Here is a 22,206-nt window from a genome sequence, read left to right as displayed (position 1 = left end):
TTTTTTATGGAACAACAGCTTTTATTATTATTCGATTATCATAGATCATTTATAACGCGACAGAGCGGCTAAATAATGTTATTTTGCTAATCTCATTGTTAAATTTTAGTTATTTAACTACAATTCATGTTCGTTGGAAAGTGCTCTGCCAGCCACTCAAAGAACACTTCCCATACTTTCAGGTGACTTCCGGTAAACTGGTGGTCGGCTTCAGGGATAATTTGAATTTTTTTCGGATCACCGGCAGCTTTGTAAATCGACCAGGCGTTATCTACCGGGACCACCTGATCATTGCTCCCGTGGATAACCAGCAGCGGACTAGGCGCAATCAGAGCAGCCCGGCTGAATATATCATACCTGTCCAGATCAGTGATAAAACTCTTTTTTATCCGTAACGCATCCTCTTCTTCCGACAATCTGATCATATCGCTATCCTCGCCGGCCGCTTGGACACGCAAACGAGTGAATACTTCCCTTAACGCGCCCGGGGCCGACCAGGTGCAAACACCGGCCACATCGCCGCCAGCCCTACCCAGGCCAATAGCCGCCGTCCCGCCAAAGCTTCGGCCAACCGTGACAACCCTGTTGAAACCAAGACCGCGGCAAAAATCCACTGAACACTTAACGTCCCCTATATGCCGTGTGAGACAAACGTCGGCAAAATCACCTTCGCTGTCTCCGCAACCGCTAAAGTCAAAAAGCAGAGTGGCGTATCCACGCGAACCCAATTCCTCCGCCATGGCGACCGCCCGTCCGCCACCCTCCTTGCTTCCGGTAAAGCCATGGCAAACAACCACTATTGTACCCTCAGCCGGACCGGCATAAAGAATTCCTGACAGTTTAAGACCTGTCCAATTGGGGTATTTCACCTTATTCCAGACAAACGAACGCCCCAATTCATATCGCCTCTTTTATCATTTTGTTTCCACACAGCCTCGGCAACGTAGGTATGAAGATACTAATAAGTTAACAAATTAATGATAGGAAATAGCAAGGTCCTTGTCAAGGTAACAGACGTCAGACTAATTTAAGGATCAGCGCTTGCTTCCCCTTGATGTTCATTCCCAATTTACCGGAAGGAAGGTATTCTACTGTCTCAGAAGTATCCATGAGATTTACCATGATCCGGCGGTCGGCAAAATTTTTCTTAATCCGGCCAGGTACATTCAGGTTTACGGCAATATCTATCCTAACGGACCGATCAGTCCGGCTGTTGTTCAAGCCCACGATGATGGTATTCCCGCGGAACTCCCTCATGTAAACATAAACGTCAAAGCTGGAGTAAAGGGTGAATAGATAGCCGTATTGAAGTGCTTCGTTTTCCCGGCGAAGCCTGATTAATTTGCGCAAGCTGCGGTAAATAAAACTTTCCACAGAATAACCAGGAAAAGGCTCCAATGTTGACGGGTCGATTTTCTCCCATGGCATATCCATGCGCAGGCGAGCGTCCCCACCCGCACAGCGGTCACCCTCCAGGCCGATTTCCGTGCCGTAATATACCTGAGGTATACCCCTGGTGGTCAACAAAAATGATAAAACATAAACAACCAGATTCGCCGCCTCGCTTCTGTCTCCGTTAGAATAATTCACCGCCCAGCTCATTACTCTTTTCTCCAAATCGTGGTTATCCACAAGTGTGACCAGACGGTTGGCATTATTATATTTCCAGTCGGTATCCAGCACCCCGGGCGTTTCAGGGGCGGCAGCGCCGCGCGGCCCGGCTATGGCGCACATACCCTTACGGTGCTCCGGCGGCTTATTATCTTCGTTCCGGATCATCACATCAATAATATTGCCACACAAGGGGAAATCAAAAAGAGAGTCAAAATCATGTTCCCTCTGGTATTTCGACACGGAATCAGCATCAAAATCCAGCACTTCGCCCAGAAAAAAAATATTCCGGTATTTCCCCCGCACATACGCCTTAAAATAGTACCAGAAAGTCTGGTCTATATGTCTGGCTGAATCCAGCCTGATGGCGTCTATTCCCGTATCTTCAATCCAGTCGATAATATTGTTCACAAAATAATCCCTGACATCGGCCTGCCCGTGATCAAGGGCCGGCAGGCCGAAGGGCAAGTCGTCCTGATGTTTTTTAAACCAGTGCGCGGGCAGGCGGTGGGGATAATTATGGTAATTCTCATTATGGTATCCGGTATGGCTGACAATTACGTCGAGGATAATTTTAATCCCGTTATCATGCAACTGCTCGACCAGCATTTTCAATTTATCCCTGCCGTTATCCACTGTATCAGGAATAAGATGCGTATCGATCCGTTCAAAATCAAGCGGCCAGTAACCATGGTAGCCTTCAGTCAGCCCCGCCGCGCCGTGGATGCCGCCGATACCCAGATAGACCGGGGTGATCCACAAAGCTGTAACGCCGAGATGCTTTAAATAAGGGATCTTTTCCATGATCCCGGCGAAATTCCCTCCGTGGTACTGCTCCGGACCGGCTGAACTGCCGCAAAACACCCCACTGCCACAGAACCGGTCAATCAGAATGAAGTAAATAATATCAGCCTGGGATATCCCTTCCGTCCGGTTTATAGTAAAACCCCCCGCGCAAAGTATGAGTCATTATCAGATTAATTATCACCGTAAAACTATAAAACCGCATTTCCTAACGCATCAAAGGATCGCGGTTTTACGGCGAAAAACATATGGGATAACTTATTATTATACTCTCCCCAACACAGCCCTTAATACGTCATCAAAGGGCATTGCTCCGATTTCATCCAGCATTTTATCTAATTTGGTCTTTCGCTTTAACGAACCATCCAGGAGAACGTTAATTATTTGATCCCTGTCCACTAAAACATACTTTACCTCTAACGCGCCCCCTAAGAGCCCGGCAATCACCAAAATCTTTTGCGGTGTGAGATTAAGAAGCATGTTATTCGCATTTTTATTATTCCCATTATTACAAATGTCAGTTTTCTTGGCATTTTTAGTTGAAAAAGGTGTTTCCTGTCCCAGTTGAGCCATGATCTGTTCCTTCAATATATTAAGATCGTTGTTTGATAGCATGAAAAAATCCCCTTTAACGGCCTACTTTATGGCGAGGAAACGACCGGACCCCCGGGTGCTATTGCGATTCTTATATCCTATATAAGAACGGCCAACATCTGGTTGCGTCCCTGCTTAAGCCGGGGGCACTCTTGAAGGTCCCGCGATCCCTGTTGAGAAAAGAATAAATAAAGCCACTATAATAGTCAACAAAAGGTCATGCTGGATCTCTTCCGTAGGCGGCAATGTCAATGCAACCACACCTTTACTGGTATATATATAATTATATTAAATCAACCGTTAGTTGGTGTTCTAATACGCGATTCGAATTTAAGCGGCACCGGTTAATATTTATTATTCCATTCCTGCGATTTGTATTTTGCGTCTGCCAGTTCCCTTGCAAGGCGCGCCTCCTCAGACGTTAGCCGTGCCGGCTCCAATTCAATTCCCAATGCGCTGCTAAAGCCCTCGCGCAAGGCGGCGCTGACTTCTTATGATTTCCATATTAAAGCCGGCTTGCGGGCCGCTTTCACCGCATCCAGCCGCCCGACCACGGTAGTATGCGGGGCAAGCCTGACCTTTTCCGGCTCTTGCTCGACTTCCGTGGCAATCCGGATCATGGCATCGATAAATCTCTCCAGGGTTTCCAGATTTTCCGTTTCCGTCGGTTCAATCATTAACGCCTCCTTAACGATTAAAGGGAAGTAAACGGTCGGCGGATGATAGCCATAATCCAGCAGCCTTTTGGCAATGTCCTCGGTATTCACACCCTTTTCTTTCTGCCGGGCGCCTGACAGCACAAACTCATGCTTGCAAACCTGATCATAGGGAAGATCATAATATTCCTTGAGCTTCTTCATCAAAAAGTTGGCGTTCAGCACGGCGTCTTCCGCCACCCGCCGCAAACCTTCCGGCCCCATGGCCAGGATATAGGCGTAGGCTTTGACCACTACTCCAAAATTCCCGTAATAAGATTTGACCTTTCCGATAGACAAAGGGCGGTTGTACTCCAGATAATAGCTGCCGTCCTCCTTTATTTCCACGAGAGGCTTGGGCAGGAAAGGCGTCAGGCGCTCTTTCACTCCCACCGGGCCGGAGCCTGGGCCGCCCCCGCCATGTGGCGCGGCAAAGCTTTTATGCAAATTCAGGTGAACAACGTCAAAACCCATGTCGCCCGGGGTCGATATCCCCAGTATGGCGTTGGCGTTGGCCCCGTCGTTATAGAGCAGGCCGCCCGCGCTGTGGACGATATCGGCTATTTCTCTAATATCAGATTCAAAAATGCCAAGGGTATTGGGGTTGGTCAGCATGATCCCGGCAACCTGACCATCAACAGTTTTCCTCAGTTCTTCCAGATCCACGCGGCCGTTCTTGCCGGATTTTATTTCAACAATCTCCAGGCCGGCCATCTGAGCCGAAGCGGGATTAGTGCCGTGAGAGGAATCAGGTACAATAATCTTTTTACGGTGACCCTCGCCCCGGTTTTCGTGGTAAGCTTTAATCATCATCAGGCCGGTCAGTTCACCATGGGCGCCGGCCGCGGGTTGCAGGGACACCCGGGCCATTCCGGTGAGTTCAGAAAGACAACGGTCCATATGGTAAAGCAATTCCAGACAGCCCTGAACCGTATCCGCGCTTTGATAAGGGTGAATCCGGGCAAATCCGTTCAGGCGCGCCATATCCTCATTGACCTTGGGATTATATTTCATCGTACAGGAACCAAGCGGGTAAAAACCAGTGTCAACCCCGAAGTTGCGCCGGGACAGCCGGGTAAAATGACGCGCCGCCTCCACCTCGCTGACCTCCGGCAGGCCGGGCGGCTCTTGTCGCAGGTACTCGGCGGGAATCAAGCTTTCTATTTCCTCTTCAGGAACATCTATGGCAGGCAGGGAGATGCCGGTCCGGCCCGGAACGCTTTGTTCAAAGATAAGTTCCATCACAATCTTCACTCCATTACTATTCAAGTACTATTCAAGTATTCAGAATTCAGGAGTCAGAATTCAGAATATTGGACGACAATTAACCATTCTTTTATCCTGACTCCTGACTTCTGACTCCTGAACACAGTGTATCGCCACCTACAAGGTAAATTCAAGCACTGTACCTCCATATTTTATTTCACTTTGTTATCACGCTATATTTAACCAGCCGGTCTATCTCGTCCCTGGTCCTGCTTTCAGTCACGGCAACTAAAAGTGAATTTTTTAGCTCAGGATAATCTCGGTCTAAAGGATAACCCCCGATAATCTTGTTTTCCATCAGGCGGGCATTCACTACAGCGGTGTCTTCTTGACTGGTTACGGCGAACTCTTTAAAGAACGGGGCGGTGAAGGTTGGAGCAAACTTGCCGGTTTCCAGCAAACTGCGGTAAGTATAATGGGCCTTTTGCAAACATAGCTCGGCGACTCGCCGGAGTCCTTTTTTCCCCAGTACGGTTAAATACACGGTGGCGGCCAGAGCGCACAAGGCCTGGTTGGAACAAATATTGGAGGTGGCTTTTTCCCGCCTGATGTGCTGCTCCCTGGCCTGCAAAGTCAGGATAAAACCCCGGTTGCCCTCGCTGTCGGTAGTTTGGCCGACAATCCGGCCGGGCAGCCGGCGCATCAGCTTCTCAGTAGTGGCCATAAAGCCGAAATACGGCCCGCCGAAGCTTAATGAATTGCCCAGCGTCTGTCCTTCTCCCACCACGATGTCCGCCCCGGTCTCACCGGGGGGCTTCAATAAGCCAAGCGCAATCGGGTCGGCGCTGACAATCAGCAGAGCTTTATGCCGGTGTGCCAGCTCAGCGAACTTGGTCAGATCTTCCAGCGCCCCGAAATAGTTCGGGTTTTGCACCACAATTGCGCTTATTTGGTCATTAATCCGCTCTTCAGCCTCTCTTAGCCCGGTAAGGCCGTTTTGACAACCCAACTCTTTGATACTGACGCCGCTGAAGCGGGAATAGGTTTTGACCACTTCCCGGGCTTCAGGGTGAACCGTCCGGGAAAGCATGACCTCACCACGCCGGGTGGCCTGGCAGGCCATGGCCACGGCCTCGGCCAGGGCGCTGGCTCCGTCATACACAGAAGCGTTGGATACCTCCATCCCGGTTAATTCGCAGATCATGGTCTGGTATTCAAAAATAGCCTGCAAGGTTCCCTGGCTCACTTCAGGCTGATACGGGGTATAAGCGGTATAAAACTCCTGGCGCAGGAGGATGTGGTTGATTATACTGGGAACATAATGGTCGTACGCTCCCGCGCCGAGAAAACAGGCATAATCATCCAGATTTTTATTCTTCCCCGCCAGGGCTTTCATATGACGTACCATTTCCATTTCCGAAAGGGGGCCGGGCAAATTTAAGCGGCCTTTACAGCGCACCACGGACGGTATGTCGACAAACAATTCCTCTATTGATTCAACACCGACAGTCTCCAGCATTCGCCGGCGTTCTTCGCTGGTAACGGGAAGATACGGGTACACCGATCATTCCTCCTCGCATAACTTGACATACTCCTCCGGGGAAAGCAGGGTGTCCAACTCGCCCGGATCGGACATCGACACTACCACAAACCAACTCCCGTAGGGGTCGCTGTTAACCAGTTCCGGTGACGCGAAAAGGCGCTCGTTGACCTTTGCGATTTTGCCGCTTACCGGGGAATAGACGTCCGAAGCGGCTTTGACCGACTCAACCACCGCGAGTGCCTCGCCCGCGCCGACTTCTTCCCCAACCTCGGGCAATTCGACAAAAACAATATCACCCAGAGCGTGCTGCGCATAGTCGGTAATACCGATTGACGCCTCGTCTCCTTCCGCCCTGACCCACTCATGCTCACTGGAGTATTTCAGATCAGCCGGGATGTTCATGCTTATATCCTCCCTATTTTTTTTTATAATGTTTTTTATAAAACGGGATAGGGACGATTACCGCCTTAAGCCTTTTGCCCCTGATCACCACGTCAATTTTATCGCCTTGTCCGGCGCAGGCCGTTTCAATAAGCGCTAATCCAATGTTTTTCTTCAAGGTCGGCGAGTAACCGCCGGAGGTAACAAAACCAATCTCTTTGCCTCCGGATTCAACCGGATAGTTTGCTCTGGGCACGCCCCGTTCTTCCATTTCAAAACCAACCATCTTTCTGGCCGCCCCTTTGGACAAACAGGCGGCGAGAGCGGCGCGACCGATGAAATCTTGCTTTTCAAATCTGAGAAACTTCCCCAGCCCCGCTTCGACAGGTGTAATATCCGGTGACAACTCGTGCCCGTAAAGAGGCAGGCAGGCTTCCAGGCGCAGCGAGTCCCTGGCGCCCAGGCCGGCCGGAACAACACCGTAAGGCTTCCCCGCTTCCAATATGGCATCCCATAAAGCCGGCGCGCTGTCAGGACTTGTATATATTTCAAAACCGTCCTCACCTGTATAGCCTGTTCGCGAAACCATACACTTGGCTCCCGCGATTTTCACGTCACACTGCATACGGAAAAACCTTAAACCTTGCAGATCAGTATCAGTCAAAGCTTGCAAAATCTTTTCGGCCAGGGGGCCTTGCAGGGCTAATTGAGCAAATTTTTCGGAAACATTTACTATATCTACCCCATCCGTATTATTTTGCTTCAGCCAGTTATAATCCTTTTCAGTATTGGCGGCGTTAAACACGAGAAAGAAATCTCCGGGTCCAAACCGGTACACCAGAATGTCATCCACCACGCCGCCATCCGGATAGCACATCAGGCAATAAATCGCCTGCCCATCCACCAGAACCCCGATGTCCCCGGTGGTGATTCTTTGGAGAAAGTCAAAAGCTCCTTTTCCCCTGACCGTCACTTTGCCCATATGGGACACATCAAATAGGCCGGCCCGGGAACGCACCGCTTCGTGTTCCTCCAGAATGCTGTTGTACTGCACCGGCAGCGCCCACCCGGCAAACTCGACTATTTTGCCGCCGCTGCGGCGGTGGGTTTCGTACAGAGGTGTCTTTTGCAATGTATTCATGTTTCCCCCTTAATCCTCCAACTTACCTTTACGATAACCAATTATCTTCTTTCAATGCGACCCGTCAGGGAATATACTCCTAAGCATAATATACGGTATACAATATTACATGGTTATTATAAAAAAGAGCCAGTTTTAATTGGTTCCGGCTCTTTGTCACTCATCATGCTCCATTTTATTCCAAGCCAGTTCAAACTCCTTCAGCAGTTGCTCAGTATACAGTATAAAACGTATCTCTTCAAAATTTTTATCCATGTTTATAAAATCACGCACTGTCCGCAGGGCAATCCCCGCCGCCCGGCCAACTGGAAAACGATATGCCCCCGTGCTGATGGAAGGGAAGGAAACAGAGCGTATTCCGTGCTTCTTAGCCAGGGTCAGGCTGTTCAGGTAGGCGTCGCGGAGAAGCTCATCTTCGTTGTTATTTCCGCCATGCCAGATCGGGCCGACAGTATGAATCACGTAACGGGCTTTTAGATTCCCGCCGCCAGTAAGCACGGCCTGGCCTGTGGGGCAACCTCCCTGCGAGGAGCGTATTTTTATACATTCCTCAAGAATCGCCGGCCCCCCGGCACGGTGGATGGCGCCATCCACTCCCCCTCCACCCAGCAGGCCGGAATTTGCCGCATTTACAACCGCCTCGGTGTTCTGGACGGTAATATCACCTTTAATGATTTTCAAAAGAGTCTTGCCAACTAAGGTTTCCACCCGCAGCCTCCTGACATTATCAAATAACTTACGCTTTTTTCGAATAGCCGAAGGAACCGAGCTTACCCGCCATCTGCCGGTATTCATTCAGACAATAACCATAGGGTTTGATTTTATCCGGATCCGGACGTCCTTTTTCATCTAACACATCTTCATTATAGTGCACAGCCAGCACATCAGCGATAAACACGTCGTGGCTGCCCAGCGGTACTACCTGCTTGACTTTGCATTCAAGGTTAACCGGGCATTCCGCAATCAGAGGCGCTCTCACGTGGGTAGCGGGCACCGGAGTAAAACCTGTTTCCTTGAATTTATCCACTTCGCTGCCGGATATTGTCCCGCAATAGTCCACCAGTCTGGCCTGAGCGGCAGTAGGAATGTTGATCACATATTCCCCGGACTCTTTAATCAGCCCGTAAGAATGTCTTCCTATGGGGCGGACACTGACATACACTACCGGCGGCTCGGAGTTCATCACTCCTGTCCAGGCGATAGTAATGATATTCGGCTTGCTGTTTTTTCCGACAGATGTTACCAGCACGGTCGGAATTGGTAAAAGAACCGTCGAAGGCACTTTGGTTATCTTCTTAATGGTAACTGAAACCATCCCCTTTAATTTTTTTAATTTATTTTGATAAAATTAGTAATATACGAATGATACTTAATTATATACCTTTTACAACTAATTTCACAGTATAAAAACTAACCTTCCCGGGTACAGATTAATTTCCGGTCCGTTATTGCCATTACAGGCAACCTCGTCTTCAAACCTTTGGAAGTCATGCGCGGCTCATATTTTCACACCGTCTTGCAGCCGGATTAATCCAAAATCATCCGGGTATTCGTTGAACGCTTCAAGGATATGCTCATGGCAGGTAAACAATATGACTTGCCGTTCACGGCTAAATTCCCCGAGCACTTTCACCGCGCCCCTGAGCCTTTCGCGGTCAAAGTCCACCAAGATATCATCCAGAATAACCGGCAGGCCTACACTGCCGTACTGGCGGGCGAGAGCCAGACGTATTGAAAAATAAAGTTGTGACGCCGTGCCACGGCTAAGTCCGGCCACAGCCACCCTGCCGCCATGCGGCGACTCCACCTCCAGCATATCAGCCCGGCCCACAGGGGCAATTACCATGGTATACGCCCCACCGGTCATCGGCTTGATATATCCGGAAGCTCTCTGCAAAACCGCCGGCTGCCGTTCACGCTCATGACGCTCTTTAGCCATTCTCAACAGGCGCAAACAGAGGGCGCGCACTTGCCACTCCCGCGCTTTGTCCTGCATGGAGGCAATTAACATTTCTTTCTCCTGTAAACGTATGGCCAGTTCTTCCCCATTCTCCAGCAAAGCGATCTGGTTATCCACCCTGCCGATTTGTTCCCCGGCTTCTTTTATTTTCTTTTCCAACTCCCCAATCAAGGCTGCAATACTGTCAAGTTCCCGCTCATGATCTGTTCCTACAGATTGCTCTAATTCTCGCTCCAGTTGAGCGCTTTCCCCGGGCAAACCGGCAATGATCTTTAAATCCCGTTCAAAGGTTTGAGCTTCCCTCGCCAGCCGCTTTCCTTCATTGTAATAAAACGCCCGGCGGCGGAAATCCTCCGCGTCAATCGCACCGCCCGCAGCCAGTAAAGCTTCGAATTCTTTTTGCAAGGTGTGCAAAGCGTTCTCCTGCCGTAGTTTTTGCTCGCGCAACCCATCCAGCTCCGCCTGTAAGTGTTCTTTTCCTTCAGCCAGCTTGGCGGTTTCCGACAACAATTCACCCAGCCTGATTGTCCTGTCACAGGCTGTTTCCATAGTAACAGCGTCGTATCCGACATTGGCAAGCAAGTTGTTCAGCCTTGTTAAAAATGCTTCGCTCTGTTGCCGCGTTTCTTTCTCCAACGCTAGAGACTTCTGCCATATAATATAACTCTTTTCCGCTTCTTCACAAGCGTCAAAGAACACCAGGGCTCCGGAGGGGGTAAGGCCCTGCGGCAAACCATGTTCTTTCAGCCAGTCAAGCCACTCTCCGCCAAGGTTAGCCAGAGTCCTGTCCGCCTGTTCAAGCTCCTTAGCAGCACCGGACAGTCTCTGCAATTCCATGTCTAAATTATTCTTTGCCTGTGCCACAACGCGTTTGAGGTCCTCCGCCCGCGCCAGAGCCAGTTTTTCTTCCTCCAGCGCCCGCCGGGCGGCGGCGATTTCTTCTTCCGCTACCACCGGCTTGCCCACCGCGGTCATGGCCGCTGCTTTCAACTCCTCAGCCAGTTCGTTTTCCCGGCGTGAAAGCTGTTCTATCTCGCCGGCCGTACCGTTAATGCGCTGACTGATATTTAAAAGATTTTCCTCCAGCCTGGTGCGGCGCGCTTCCATTAATACAGCCGCATGACGCCCGGCCAGCATCACCGTTGCCCAAAACGCGACCCCCGCGGCCAGTGTCAGAAAACCTGAGATTATCCCGCCGAAAAAGGCGGCGGTAATAGACACCGCTAGGACTACCGGCATAACAATCTGCAGCCAGCGAGGCAAAAGCCGGGATTGCAGCGTATCAAGCTCACTTTCCGCATTCCTTTTCTGCTGTTCCAGTTCCGCGAGACGGACGCGCAACGACTCAAGGCCGGCTCTTATCTGAAAGAGTCGCCTCATTCCACTTTCAAGAACATCCAGCGCCTGTTCACGGCCGGCCGGCGGCTGGTCCACAGGCGGAACCGGGATTTTGTGCGCAGCCAGTTCAGCCGTGGCGTTCCGGAATATCCATTCTTTATCTCCGGCGTTGTTCTTTAAACGGGCAATCTCACCCCTGAGGTTTTCGCGCCGGCTTTCCCCTGCAGTAAACTTCTGTTTATAACCTTCAACTATTTTCCTGGCGGACAAAGAAGTATCTATTGATGCCAGCCGCGTCTGATCATATTCATTGCCCAGTTTGTATATTTGCTTATGGTATTCTTCCCTTGCATGTTTAACCTCAGCAACCTGTTCCGGCAACCGCCGCAGCCTTTCCAACTGGAGGCCGCGTTCATTTTCCAGGGCTTTAATTTCAGCGGAATATTCAAGCAGCGAATATTCAACCAAAGTGTTATCCATACGCCTTTGCAACTGGTTTGCCAGCATGTCCGTGTCAGTTCGGGCAAGAACGAGGTCCCGCGCTTTATCCTCAAGAGCCTGCAGTCTTTCCACACCGGGTTCCGGAAAAGAAGATACGTGAGGCAAATTAGCAAGCTGCAAACGGGCTTCTTTCAGGCGCAACCAGCTTTCCCTCGCTATGATTACCGCTTCCAAACGCCGTTTGCGCGACTCCGCATCCCTTCTTGCCTGCTCCAATCTTTCCCTGTCCGCCCGTAAAGACAATGCTTCCTGCTTCAACCGATCATACTGTTCCGGTTCCTTCTGTAGCAGGCGGACAACTGCTTCGACATTCTCCAATTCCTTGATCAATTGATTGATGGCGGGCTTCGTCCCGGCAGGCTTGAACAGGTCGTTCAATTCCTCATGCAAGCGGTTTGTCCCGGCCGTGAGCCGGCCCGCCCGCAGTCCGGCGCCGGCGCCGTACACATGGGCACTTACCTCTCCGGCTTCCAGTTCTTTCAAACGGCGCATTTCTTCCACGTCAAAGCCAAACACATTACGGAACACCAGCGGCGTAATGCCCCGAAGAATCCTGTCCGCCAGGAACGTCTCATCCCCCGCCGCACCGCCCGGCAGTGTCACGACAACCTTCCCCCGTCTGCCGCGCAGCCTCCGCTCGACCTTGATAGACTCCCCGTTTTCGTCCGCGAAAACGAGAAAACCGCCCGGGCTGCCGCCCCGCAACGGCTCCCAAACACGCCCGCCTTTAACCTTGAATCCAAAAAGCATCACCCGGATAAATTCCATCAAGGTAGATTTGCCGGCTTCATTCATCCCGTATATTATCGTGATGTTTTTGTCCAGATCTTCCCGCCGCAAGTGCAAATCGTGCAGGATGCCAAACCCGTCCGCCATCAATTCAGCCAGGCGCACTATTCTTCACCGTCCCAGAGCAAATCCACCGCTAAATCCCCGGCCGCTTCAAGCAATTCCCCCAATTCATCATCATCCGGCACAGTCAGATACCGCCCCGCCCGGGGGTGCTCAATCAAAGCAGCCAGCGTTTTGCGCAGCTCCGCTTTTAAATCCTGGTTAACCCGCCCTTTCTTAACCAGGCTCAGGAAATCGCCCAGCAAGGTATCGGTATCGGCCAGTTCATTTTTGTCCACCTCCGCGCTGGTGGCAACCCGCACCGAATCAAGCCACAAAAAGTCTTCCTCTGCCGCGGGCAGCCGGCTTCTCAACTCCTGAACCAGGTTTTCAGCGTATGAAGCGCGGACCAGGTTCTTATGAAGAGATCCCCGCCCGTTTAACAATACACGCGCCACGATTGGTTTCCCACCCGCAGCCGCCCTAAAGCGGAACAGCTTGTCCTCTATATTTTCCAACAAAGTCAGATCATCAGCAATTCCCTCAATAGATACAGCCACTGATTCCCACCTGACCGGGGCTGTAGAGAAAAATTCAACCGCCACATCACTGTTTTCCGTCACACGAACCAGCAAACAGCCTTTTTCTCCGGTTTCCCGCGGGTGTCTGCCCTGCGGGCACCCGGGGTAAGCAACACAAGGCCCGGCCGGGTTGAGAATCGCCCGGTTATGAACATGTCCCAGCGCCCAGTAGTCGAAACCTTTCCGGAGAAGGTCGTCCAACCTGCATGGAGCGTAATTTTCGTGCCCTTCAATACCACCGACATTGCAGTGCAACAGAGCAATCGCAAAGGGAGTCCCGGCGCCGCGCGCGAAGCGGCTGGAATAATTCTCAACCACGGCCCGCCCGGGATAGCTGATGCCGGATACGCTGGCAATCTCCCGCCCGTCCCGGACCACCGGTCTTGACTCCACATCTTTATCGGAAAAAATATGAACAGTATCAGGCAGCTTAATTTCCGCCCGCCACCCGGAGCAATGATCATGGTTGCCATGAACAACAAAGGCCGGTATGCCGGCGTCGGCCAGCCTGGCCAGACCATCTCTGAACCTGAGTTGAGCGCGCAAGCTTTTATCGGCGACATCGTAAATATCTCCTGCCAACAGTAAAAAATCAACTTTTTTATCAATGCACAGATCCACGATATTGCTAAAAGCGTCAAAGGAACTGTTTCTCAACCGGCGTAAAACACAATCAGGCATCCTCCCGTCGCCGGACACAGCCCGTTCCAAGCCTTTAAACTGGCTGTCCAGATGCAAGTCTGCGGCATGTACAAAAGTTAAGCTGCCACTTCCCAAAGCATAGCCCTCCATTCGCTTACTTACCTGAGACTGAGATAAGTTAACGCCGCAATAATCATTATTAGCATCATCATTAGCAAAAGCCGGACTCATTCTATTTTATCAAGTCCGGCTTTCAATTAAAACCAATAAACTTTATTATTCAGGGACTCAGTATTCAATTTATACCCTAAACCGCCTGGTAACCTCTTCCAGCTTATGAACCAACCCGGCCAGGTCCTGAGCGGTATTTGACACTTCGTCCATTGCCGACGTTTGCCTATCGGTTGTGCCCACAACTTGACCGATCCCCGTGGACATCTGCATGGCAGCTTCCGAAACCTCCTGAAACCGGGAATGCAGTTCATAGACAACATCATAAATCCGGGTGAACTCCGTACCGGCTTCTTGTACGGTTAAAGAACCGTCACGCACCTTGTGCTGGCTGTCGGCCATCATCTGAACCGCATTTTCCGCTTTACCCCGGATCATGCGGGTGATTTCGTTAATTTCGTTGGCGGCTTCCGAGGATTGTTCAGCCAGTCTTCTCACCTCTTCGGCTACAACCGAAAATCCCTGGCCATGTTCGCCCGCGCGCGCCGCTTCAATAGCCGCGTTTAAAGCCAGCAAATTTGTCTGACCGGAAATCTGGGTAATCAACTCAGCAATCTGGGTAATCTTTTCAGTATTTTTGGCTAAATCCTCGATTGTATCAGCGGTAAGAGCCGTGAATTCACTAATCGTATTCATCTGTGTAATGGCAGAATCAATTTTATCCTTGCCGCTTTTCGCATAGTTGTTAGCTTTCTCCGACGCTTCAGAAACCAATTGAGTGTTGTCCGACACTTGACCAACCGTCGTTACCATTTGGCTGATTGATGCTGCCGTTTCGCTAGCTCCGGCGGATGTCTCCTCAGCCTGGGCAACCAACTGCTCTGTTGAGTTGGCTATTACTCCACTACTCGTGACGGTGTGCTTGATCAGCTCTTTTAAGCTGCTGACCATATAGTTAAACGATTGCGCCATCTTCCCAAGTTCATCATTAGATTTGTAATCGAGCTCTTTGGTAAGGTCACCTTCAGAGATTTTTTCTGTAAATTCAATAAACCGGGTAAGAGGTTTTGCAAAAATTTGTTGTAGCGTGAAATAACAAATCGCCAAACTTAATATTAGTCCAACTATCCCCGCAAAGAGAATGCTGAAAGCGAACTTTTCGACCGTCTGGTCGTAAAGACTGTTTGGCACCCCAACGTAAAAAATGCCGATTATTTTTCCCTGCCCGTCTTTGATCGGCTCATAGGCGGTTTGGTTCCATGTTCCCACCACCTGGGCTTTGCCTATATAAGTCTTGCCATCCTTCAGCACTGCCTGGGCTACTTCTCCGGCGACACTGGTACCGATCGCCCGCTGTCCCTCAGGCGTTTTTACGTTTGTGGCCACTCTTTTGTCACCCTGGAAAATAGTTACAGTATCACTGGTATAGCTGCCGATCAGATCAACCATTTCATAATTCTCATTCATTTTTGTCTCGCCTTTATAGATCTGATCATCCTTGATCGACCAAGGCCCGGGATACCGCTGGTCGAGTAAGGCGCTACCCATATTCAGATCAGACTTTAATTTTAACTGGGCTGACTCAATTAAGCGGTTGTTCATTGATTTAACAGAATACACGCCAATAATTGTTACAAGCAGTATCAGTACGAGTGAAACCATTAATACCAGTTTAAGACGAATAGTCATACTTGCTTGACGCCTCCCCTTTTCCGAATCCTTTATCTCTCTGTGAGCTCATCCCGTATTGAACTATTTATCACCTCCCTCATTTGAGATATCGCAATTATGGTTAGAACTCTTTACCATGTAAACCATCAGCCGGAATTTAGACTTTATGTCATAAAATTCTACAATATCAAAAGGGATCCTTCCATTTGAGAAAAAAATTGCAAAATATTTCTTGCCATAATTTGCATATCATAATGTCCCCATGGTCATTTTGCCGATTTTTCTTACTAAACTCATTATTCCTGCCGTAGCGGCTGATATTTTGAATAAAGATTTTTTTTCCTAACTTGATTAATTAATCTTTCGCTTGCGTATAATAAATCTAAAAAAGGGGGTGAAAGAAGATGAAGGCAACTGGAATCGTGCGCCGAATCGATGATCTGGGCAGGGTGGTAATCCCAAAGGAAATCAGGCGGACGATGCGGATTAGAGAAGGAGATCCCCTCGAGATTTTCACCGACAGGGAAGGTGAGGTAATCTTAAAGAAATACTCGCCCATTGGCGAATTAGGCGAGTTTGCCACAGAATATGCTGATTCCCTTAATGAAACTCTGGGCCATATCTCTTGCATCGCAGACAAAGACTCGATCATCGCAGTGGCGGGCGCCCCGAAAAAGCAGCTTATGAACAAACAGATCGGCAATATCGTGGAAAACGTAATGGCAGAGAGAAAAATGGCTGTATTCAATGAACCTTGTTACTTAACTTCCGATGAAGATATTAATTACAACTCAGCGATAATCGCGCCCATAATAGCATCAGGTGACGCAGTTGGCGCGGTAATTCTCGCAACCAAGGAACCAGACGTACAAATGGGCAATCTGGAAACCAAACTTGCTGAAACCGCTGCCGGTTTCCTGGCGAAACAAATGGAATCATAGAACCAGGCAAAAACTCGAAGCGGCTACCCCAGGCCTAGCCTAACGGCAAAGCCTGTTTTTTTTGGCTGCTGTTCAACAGCCAGTAGTCAGTAGCCAGAATATTTTGGGACGATAAACAGTAACTATTATCTAGGCACAGCGTTATCACCGTTCACTCAGAGGAAAGGGGACACACCTTCCTTGGTTAAACTAAAAACGAAAGTTTTTTGGGAAATCAGGGAAGGAATGTCCCCAATTAATTCCGCGCCGACAGCACCTCAGCTTGTTTCGGACCGGACTAGCGCCGCTGCAAAGGCGGCGATTGACTTGTTTATTGAAATCGCAAGTAAAGGAAATAATCATTTTATACTGACTACTGAATACTGACTACTTGTTTTTCTTAAAAGTACAGGTCCCTTGCCCCACCAGTAATTTGCTCCAGCCTGCGTTCCACCTCCCGCGCTACCGCTTGCCTGCCAACAAGCTCAAGATGCCTGGCTATTGTTTCCTCGCCCACTTGCCTTGTTTCAGGCGAAGCATAATCCAGCAAAAATTCTTTGAAGGTTAGAATGGCATTGGGCTGACAGACGTTTTGAATTTCCCCGCTCTTTGCTAGCGGCATAAAGCGGTCACCAGTCCGGCCGCTCCGGTAGCAAGCAGTGCAGAAGCTCGGAATATAACCGGAACGGCAAACGCTGCGGACAACTTCATCCAGACTGCGCAGATCTTCAAGTTTGAATTGGGGAGCTTCGTCCCCTTCACTTATGCCCATTTTATCCTTGCAATACCCGCCGACGCCGGTGCTGGAACCGGCGCTGAGCTGGGAAATGCCCACGGAGAGAAGCTCATCCCGAAATACCGGGCGTTCCCTGGTGGAAATGAGCATTCCCGTATAAGGCACCGCCAGCCGGATGATCGCGACTACTTTCTTAAAGTCAGCGTCCGGCACCAGGTAGGGGAAGGAGTTCAGGTCCATGCCCGCCGCCGGCTTCAGGCGCGGCACTGAAATCGTATGCGGGCCGACGCCGCAGACTTCCTCCAGGTGCAAAGCATGCAGCAGGATTGCCATCACTTCATACTTGTAATCGTACAGGCCGAATAATACCCCTAAACCGACATCATCTATACCGCCTTCCATCGCCCGGTCCATCGCGCAGGTGTGCCAGTCGTAGCCGGACTTGTGGCCGGAAGGGTGCGCCGCAGCGTAGGTGGGCCGGTGGTAAGTCTCTTGAAACAGGATATAGGTGCCGATTTTCGCTTCCTTGAGAAGTTTATAGTTTTCAACGGTGGTGGCGGCAATATTCACGTTAACCCGCCTGATGCTGCCTCTTTTTTCTTTAACTGAATAAATAGTATCGATAGATTCCAACACATAATCTATCGGGCAATTAACCGGGTCTTCACCGCATTCCACAGCCAGGCGCTTGTGGCCCATGTCCTCCAACACCTTGACTTCCTGAATAATCTCCTGCCGGGAAAGTCTGTGACGCCGGAAATTATTGTCCCGCCGGTAACCGCAGTAGACACAGTTATTGACACAGTAGTTGCTGATATAAAGAGGCGCGAAAAAGACCAGGCGCCGCCCGTAAATATTTTCTTTTATCTTGCTCGCGACGCGGTATATTTCAGCCAGCAAGTCAGGGTCATCCACCTGCAGCAACACCGCCGCTTCCTCAGGCGCCAGACCTTTAGCGTCTCCCGCTTTTTTTATGATTCGCTGCGCCGCCTCGCGGGGAACGTTTCGAGCTTCATTCAACAACCTGACAATAAGAGCGTCATCGATAAAATCAGCCTTTGATATCGCCAAATTAATCACTCCTTAATTTTTTGTAACAGGTAAAGTTTATATTGTGCAATAGTCTGGAGAATGCCCGTAACCCGTACCCACCCGGCGGCCCGCGTTTTCCACTATTTTCATTGCCCTGGCGTAGCTTTCTTCCGGGGTGTCGGACAACCCGGTTTTGCCGGGGTATATTTGGTAGCTTGCCCGGTACGCGGGAGGGGTCATATTCGGCATAATCACGTTCGCCCCGCACCGCAACGCCTTATCCCTGCCGCGCCGGTCAATTGTACCGGTGGCCGTGGTGGCGGGCATGTGCGCACGGGGCAGCGCGAGCCGGGCGGCGGCCAGTGTTTTTAATGTCAGCGCCAGTGTCCCGCCGGGGCATTCTCCCAGGGGAGTTTGACTGTTTGGAACAAACGGCCCGATTCCGGCCATTTCCACCCCCGTCTCGCGCATCAAAAGGATGTCTCCGGCTAAAGTTTCCACAGTCTGTCCGGGCAATCCGACCATGTTCCCGGAGCCGACCTGAAATCCCAACTCACCAAGCCATTTAAGCCTATTTACCCGATCCGCCAGGCTGGTGCCCGGCCGCAGGCCGGCGAAGAGTTCCGCATCGCAAGTTTCGTGCTTGAGCAAATAGCGGTCGGCGCCTGCCTCACGCATTTTTTGGTACTCTTCCCGCAGCCGGTCACCAATAGAAAGCGTAACCGCAACATCCATCTCTTTTTTTAATAAATATACAGTATCGGCAAGGATATCCGCCGTATAATAGCTGTCTTCGCCGGATTGGAGCACAATGGTCCGGCAGCCCAATCCGGCGGCCTTATGGGCGCTCTCCAATATCTCGCTTATAGTCATCCTGTACCTGGAAAGTTGCCGGTTATCACGCCGCAAACCGCAATAAAGACAATTTTTCGTACAATGGTTGGAGAATTCAATGATACCCCTGATGTGTACCTCATCGCCCATAAATTGTTGGCGGACCTGATCGGCAAGGCTAAAAAGAGCGGCGCTTTCTTCCTTATCCGCGTCAATCAGAACAACCAGCTCTTCTTTCGACAACTCCTGCAAATCAGCGGCTTTTCCCAACGCTTCAATAAATTCCGCTCTCATCCAATCCACTCCTCGACCTTCGGACATATAACGCGGCGCATGTTCGTCCTGCTACCTTTCCAACAACCGGCCGGCGGAAGGGAAAGGAGTCAGCGCCCGTTTTAATATGCCGTGCAGGTAAGCGATTAACACGCCGTAATTTACTATGGGCACCCCTGCTCCAACTGCTTCCGCTATTCTGTGCAGCATCTGCTTGCGGTTAATCATACACGCGCCGCAATGGACGATTAGCTGATACCGGTTTAAATTCGCCGGCATTTCGATCCCGCTGGCCCACTCAAAATGAAGCTCGCCGCCCACCCGTTGGCGCAGCCAGCGGGGAATCTTCACAGTGCCGATATCGTCGGCCACACGGTGATGAGTGCAAGCTTCCGCAATCAGGACCCGGTCTCCCGGTTTCAAGCGGTCCACCGCCCGCACCCCGGATACCAGCGCCTCAAGGTTGCCCTTATGGCGGGCAAACAGAATGGAAAAAGAGGTCAGCATGATATCCCCGGGGGTGTCGGCGTCCACCTTCAAAAAGGCCTGTGAATCGGTGACCACCAGCCTGGGCTTACGGTTCAGGTCCTGGAGCGCCTGCTTTAATTCCCGCTCTTTAACCACCATGGCGCAGGCGTCGTTGTCGAGGATGTCCCGGATGGTCTGCACCTGGGGGAGAATCAGCCTGCCTTTGGGAGCCGCCAAGTCAATCGGCACTACTAAAACCACGGTGTCGCCAGGGTTGATCAAATCGCCGACAATCGTCGGGGAAGCCCATTCCTTGGGCGCTGACTTGATTATTTCTTTTTTCAGATCTTCAATACCCTGCCGGGTCACCGCGCTAACCGGCACCACCCGGACACCCAGCCTTTCGCTTAACTCTTCCGGCGTTAACCCAGGGTTCAGGTCAACCTTGTTCAATACCCCGATCACCGGCACGCCCTGTTCCTTAGCTTTGCCGACAAGGCTTGACTCATAATCTCCCGTGTCCTGCCCGGGATCCACAACCAGGAGCATTAAATCCGCTTTATCAAGCACTTCAAATGTCTTTTTTACCCTCAACTCACCCAGTTCACCCAAATCGTCTATGCCGGCTGTGTCAATGATCACCACCGGCCCAACCGGCAAAATCTCCATTGACTTATACACCGGATCAGTAGTGGTGCCGGGCACTTCGGAAACGATGGCGATCGTCTGGTTGGTCAGGGCGTTGATTAAACTTGATTTCCCCGCGTTGCGCCTGCCGAAAATGGCAATGTGCAACCTCTCGCCGCGCGGCGTCTCATTCAGCCCTCCCGCACTCATGCAAATCAACCCTCCTTTTTTAAACGTCTGGACCCGGCTACACCCGGCCTGGTTAGTTCACCCGGGGTAAGTATTTCTTCCAAGTCTTCCTCCGTTAACAGGCCGGAATCAAGGAGCACTTCTCTTAGCCGCTTTTTCTTGAGCGCCGCTTCCCGCACCATATTGGCGGCTGGCTCATATCCCAGGTGCGGCGTCAAGGCGGTGATGAAGGCGTGGCTTTCTTCCAGCCAGCGCCGGCACCTGGCCTCGTCAGCCTTAATCCCCCTGATGCACTTTATATTAAATATGTTCACCGCGTTGTTCAATATTTCCAGGGATTGCAACAGGTTGTGCGCTATGAGAGGTAAAAAAGCGTTCAATTCGAGTTGGCCGGCGGACGCGGCATAGGCAATCACCTGATCGTTTCCCATCACCTGATATGAGACCTGGGTCACCATTTCAGTCATTACCGGATTGACCTTGCCCGGCATAATGGAGGAACCAGCCTGCGCTTCCGGCAGGTTGATCTCGGCCAAACCGCCCAGCGGGCCGGAAGAGAGCAGTCTGAGGTCCCCGGCGATTTTAGCCAGATTGACCGCGCATGCTTTCAAAAGGCCGGAGACCTCAACAAAAACGTCGGCGTTCTGGGTCAGGTCGACAGTATTCTCCGACCTGGCCAGACCAAATCCCGTAATCATCCTCAATTCCTCAATCACATTAAAAATATAGTTCAAATCAGCGTTCAAGCCGGTGCCCACCGCCGTCCCCCCGAGGTTGACCTGGCGCAGCCGCTCCTCCACTTTATACAGCCGCCAGCGGTCCCTGGCGACAGCCTCGGCGTAGGCGCTGAATTCCTGGCCCAGCGTCACAGGGACCGCGTCCTGCATTTCGGTACGCCCCAACTTGAGGACGCCGGCAAATTCCGCCTCCTTGTCCTGGAGGGCGGTTTGCAGACCGGCGAGTGAGTCGCTCAACTCCAGCACCATGCCGATTGCGGCTACCCGCAAGGCGGTAGGGAAAACATCGTTGGTAGACTGAGATAGGTTTACATGCTTCAGCGGGTGCACCAAATGGTAATCTCCCTTATTGCCGCCGATTATTTCGATGGACCGGTTGGCGATTACCTCGTTCACATTCATGTTGACAGAAGTACCGGCGCCACCTTGAAACGGATCTACGATGAACTGGTCAGCCAGACCCCCGGCAGCCACTTCGGCTGCGGCGGCTGCCACGGCCGCTCCAATTTCCCGGTCCAGAAGCCCGGCGCTTATATTGGCCAGGGCCGCGGCCTGCTTAACCTGCGCCATTGCCCGGATCAAAACCGGATGCGCTTTCATGCCGGAAACCGGGAAGTTGCCCGCCGACCTTGCGGCATGGATACCATAATAGGCGTCCCGCGGCACTTGCATTTCTCCCAGCAAGTCTTTTTCGATACGGTACTGCATGGCAACCTCCAT

Annotated in this window: 18 protein-coding genes; 2 read left to right on the top strand and 16 right to left on the bottom strand. The window is 51.1% G+C overall.

Annotation, left to right across the window (positions count from 1 at the left end; genetic code table 11):
• Positions 1-113: 113 nt before the first annotated feature.
• The 12 genes from L7E55_RS08960 to L7E55_RS08905 form a co-directional block, all read right to left on the bottom strand.
• The gene (locus L7E55_RS08960) at positions 114-896 is read right to left on the bottom strand and encodes an alpha/beta hydrolase (protein ID WP_277443806.1); all 783 of its coding nucleotides are present in this window, start codon (positions 894-896) and stop codon (positions 114-116) included.
• 121 nt (positions 897-1,017) lie between these two features.
• On the bottom strand, positions 1,018-2,475 hold the full coding sequence (locus L7E55_RS08955) for an alpha-amylase family glycosyl hydrolase (protein WP_277443805.1): 1,458 nt from the start codon (positions 2,473-2,475) through the stop codon (positions 1,018-1,020).
• A gap of 204 nt (positions 2,476-2,679) precedes the next feature.
• Positions 2,680-3,030 (bottom strand): hypothetical protein, encoded by a 351-nt coding sequence (locus L7E55_RS08950; RefSeq protein WP_277443804.1) that lies wholly within the window; start codon positions 3,028-3,030, stop codon positions 2,680-2,682.
• A 470-nt stretch (positions 3,031-3,500) separates the two neighbouring features.
• Positions 3,501-4,946 (bottom strand): aminomethyl-transferring glycine dehydrogenase subunit GcvPB, encoded by a 1,446-nt coding sequence (gene gcvPB, locus L7E55_RS08945; RefSeq protein WP_420852032.1) that lies wholly within the window; start codon positions 4,944-4,946, stop codon positions 3,501-3,503.
• A gap of 181 nt (positions 4,947-5,127) precedes the next feature.
• Positions 5,128-6,471: an aminomethyl-transferring glycine dehydrogenase subunit GcvPA gene (gene gcvPA / locus L7E55_RS08940; RefSeq protein WP_277443802.1), complete on the bottom strand. Its 1,344-nt coding sequence runs from the start codon at positions 6,469-6,471 to the stop codon at positions 5,128-5,130.
• A 3-nt stretch (positions 6,472-6,474) separates the two neighbouring features.
• Positions 6,475-6,855, bottom strand: coding sequence for a glycine cleavage system protein GcvH (gene gcvH, locus L7E55_RS08935; RefSeq protein WP_277443801.1), 381 nt, complete (start codon positions 6,853-6,855; stop codon positions 6,475-6,477).
• Positions 6,856-6,868: 13 nt separating this feature from the next.
• Positions 6,869-7,975 carry a glycine cleavage system aminomethyltransferase GcvT gene (gene gcvT, locus L7E55_RS08930; RefSeq protein WP_277443800.1) on the bottom strand — a complete coding sequence of 369 codons (1,107 nt, stop codon included), beginning with the start codon at positions 7,973-7,975 and terminating at the stop codon, positions 6,869-6,871.
• A 156-nt stretch (positions 7,976-8,131) separates the two neighbouring features.
• Entirely contained in the window at positions 8,132-8,683 is a 552-nt protein-coding gene (locus L7E55_RS08925; protein ID WP_277443799.1) for an O-acetyl-ADP-ribose deacetylase, read from the bottom strand.
• 28 nt (positions 8,684-8,711) lie between these two features.
• Positions 8,712-9,290 (bottom strand): flavin reductase family protein, encoded by a 579-nt coding sequence (locus L7E55_RS08920; protein WP_277443798.1) that lies wholly within the window; start codon positions 9,288-9,290, stop codon positions 8,712-8,714.
• Between the two features lie 183 nt (positions 9,291-9,473).
• The gene (locus L7E55_RS08915; protein WP_277443797.1) at positions 9,474-12,668 is read right to left on the bottom strand and encodes an AAA family ATPase; all 3,195 of its coding nucleotides are present in this window, start codon (positions 12,666-12,668) and stop codon (positions 9,474-9,476) included.
• Positions 12,668-13,963 (bottom strand): metallophosphoesterase family protein, encoded by a 1,296-nt coding sequence (locus L7E55_RS08910; RefSeq protein ID WP_277443796.1) that lies wholly within the window; start codon positions 13,961-13,963, stop codon positions 12,668-12,670. The genes L7E55_RS08915 and L7E55_RS08910 overlap by 1 nt, the downstream gene beginning before the upstream one ends.
• Positions 13,964-14,128: 165 nt before the next feature.
• Positions 14,129-15,688 (bottom strand): methyl-accepting chemotaxis protein, encoded by a 1,560-nt coding sequence (locus tag L7E55_RS08905; RefSeq protein ID WP_277443795.1) that lies wholly within the window; start codon positions 15,686-15,688, stop codon positions 14,129-14,131.
• A gap of 386 nt (positions 15,689-16,074) precedes the next feature.
• On the opposite strand from L7E55_RS08905, the gene spoVT reads away from it, so the two are divergent.
• Positions 16,075-16,611: a stage V sporulation protein T gene (gene spoVT / locus L7E55_RS08900; RefSeq protein WP_277443794.1), complete on the top strand. Its 537-nt coding sequence runs from the start codon at positions 16,075-16,077 to the stop codon at positions 16,609-16,611.
• A 180-nt stretch (positions 16,612-16,791) separates the two neighbouring features.
• Entirely contained in the window at positions 16,792-16,977 is a 186-nt protein-coding gene (locus L7E55_RS08895) for a hypothetical protein (protein ID WP_277443793.1), read from the top strand.
• 13 nt (positions 16,978-16,990) lie between these two features.
• On the opposite strand, the gene hydG is transcribed toward L7E55_RS08895, so the two are convergent.
• The 4 genes from hydG to L7E55_RS08875 are packed head-to-tail and all read right to left on the bottom strand — an operon-like array spanning position 16,991 to position 22,194.
• Positions 16,991-18,397, bottom strand: coding sequence for a [FeFe] hydrogenase H-cluster radical SAM maturase HydG (gene hydG, locus L7E55_RS08890; protein WP_277443792.1), 1,407 nt, complete (start codon positions 18,395-18,397; stop codon positions 16,991-16,993).
• 36 nt (positions 18,398-18,433) lie between these two features.
• The gene (gene hydE, locus L7E55_RS08885) at positions 18,434-19,486 is read right to left on the bottom strand and encodes a [FeFe] hydrogenase H-cluster radical SAM maturase HydE (RefSeq protein ID WP_277443791.1); all 1,053 of its coding nucleotides are present in this window, start codon (positions 19,484-19,486) and stop codon (positions 18,434-18,436) included.
• 51 nt (positions 19,487-19,537) lie between these two features.
• Positions 19,538-20,770, bottom strand: coding sequence for a [FeFe] hydrogenase H-cluster maturation GTPase HydF (hydF, locus tag L7E55_RS08880; protein ID WP_277443790.1), 1,233 nt, complete (start codon positions 20,768-20,770; stop codon positions 19,538-19,540).
• A gap of 5 nt (positions 20,771-20,775) precedes the next feature.
• Positions 20,776-22,194, bottom strand: a complete 1,419-nt coding sequence (locus L7E55_RS08875) for an aspartate ammonia-lyase (protein ID WP_277443789.1) — start codon at positions 22,192-22,194, stop codon at positions 20,776-20,778.
• Between the last annotated feature and the right edge of the window lie 12 nt (positions 22,195-22,206).

Source organism: Pelotomaculum isophthalicicum JI (assembly GCF_029478095.1).
Lineage (GTDB): Bacteria > Bacillota > Desulfotomaculia > Desulfotomaculales > Pelotomaculaceae > Pelotomaculum_D > Pelotomaculum_D isophthalicicum.
The sequence above is the reverse complement of the archived record's forward strand: the minus strand, read 5'-3'. Positions and strand labels throughout refer to the sequence as shown.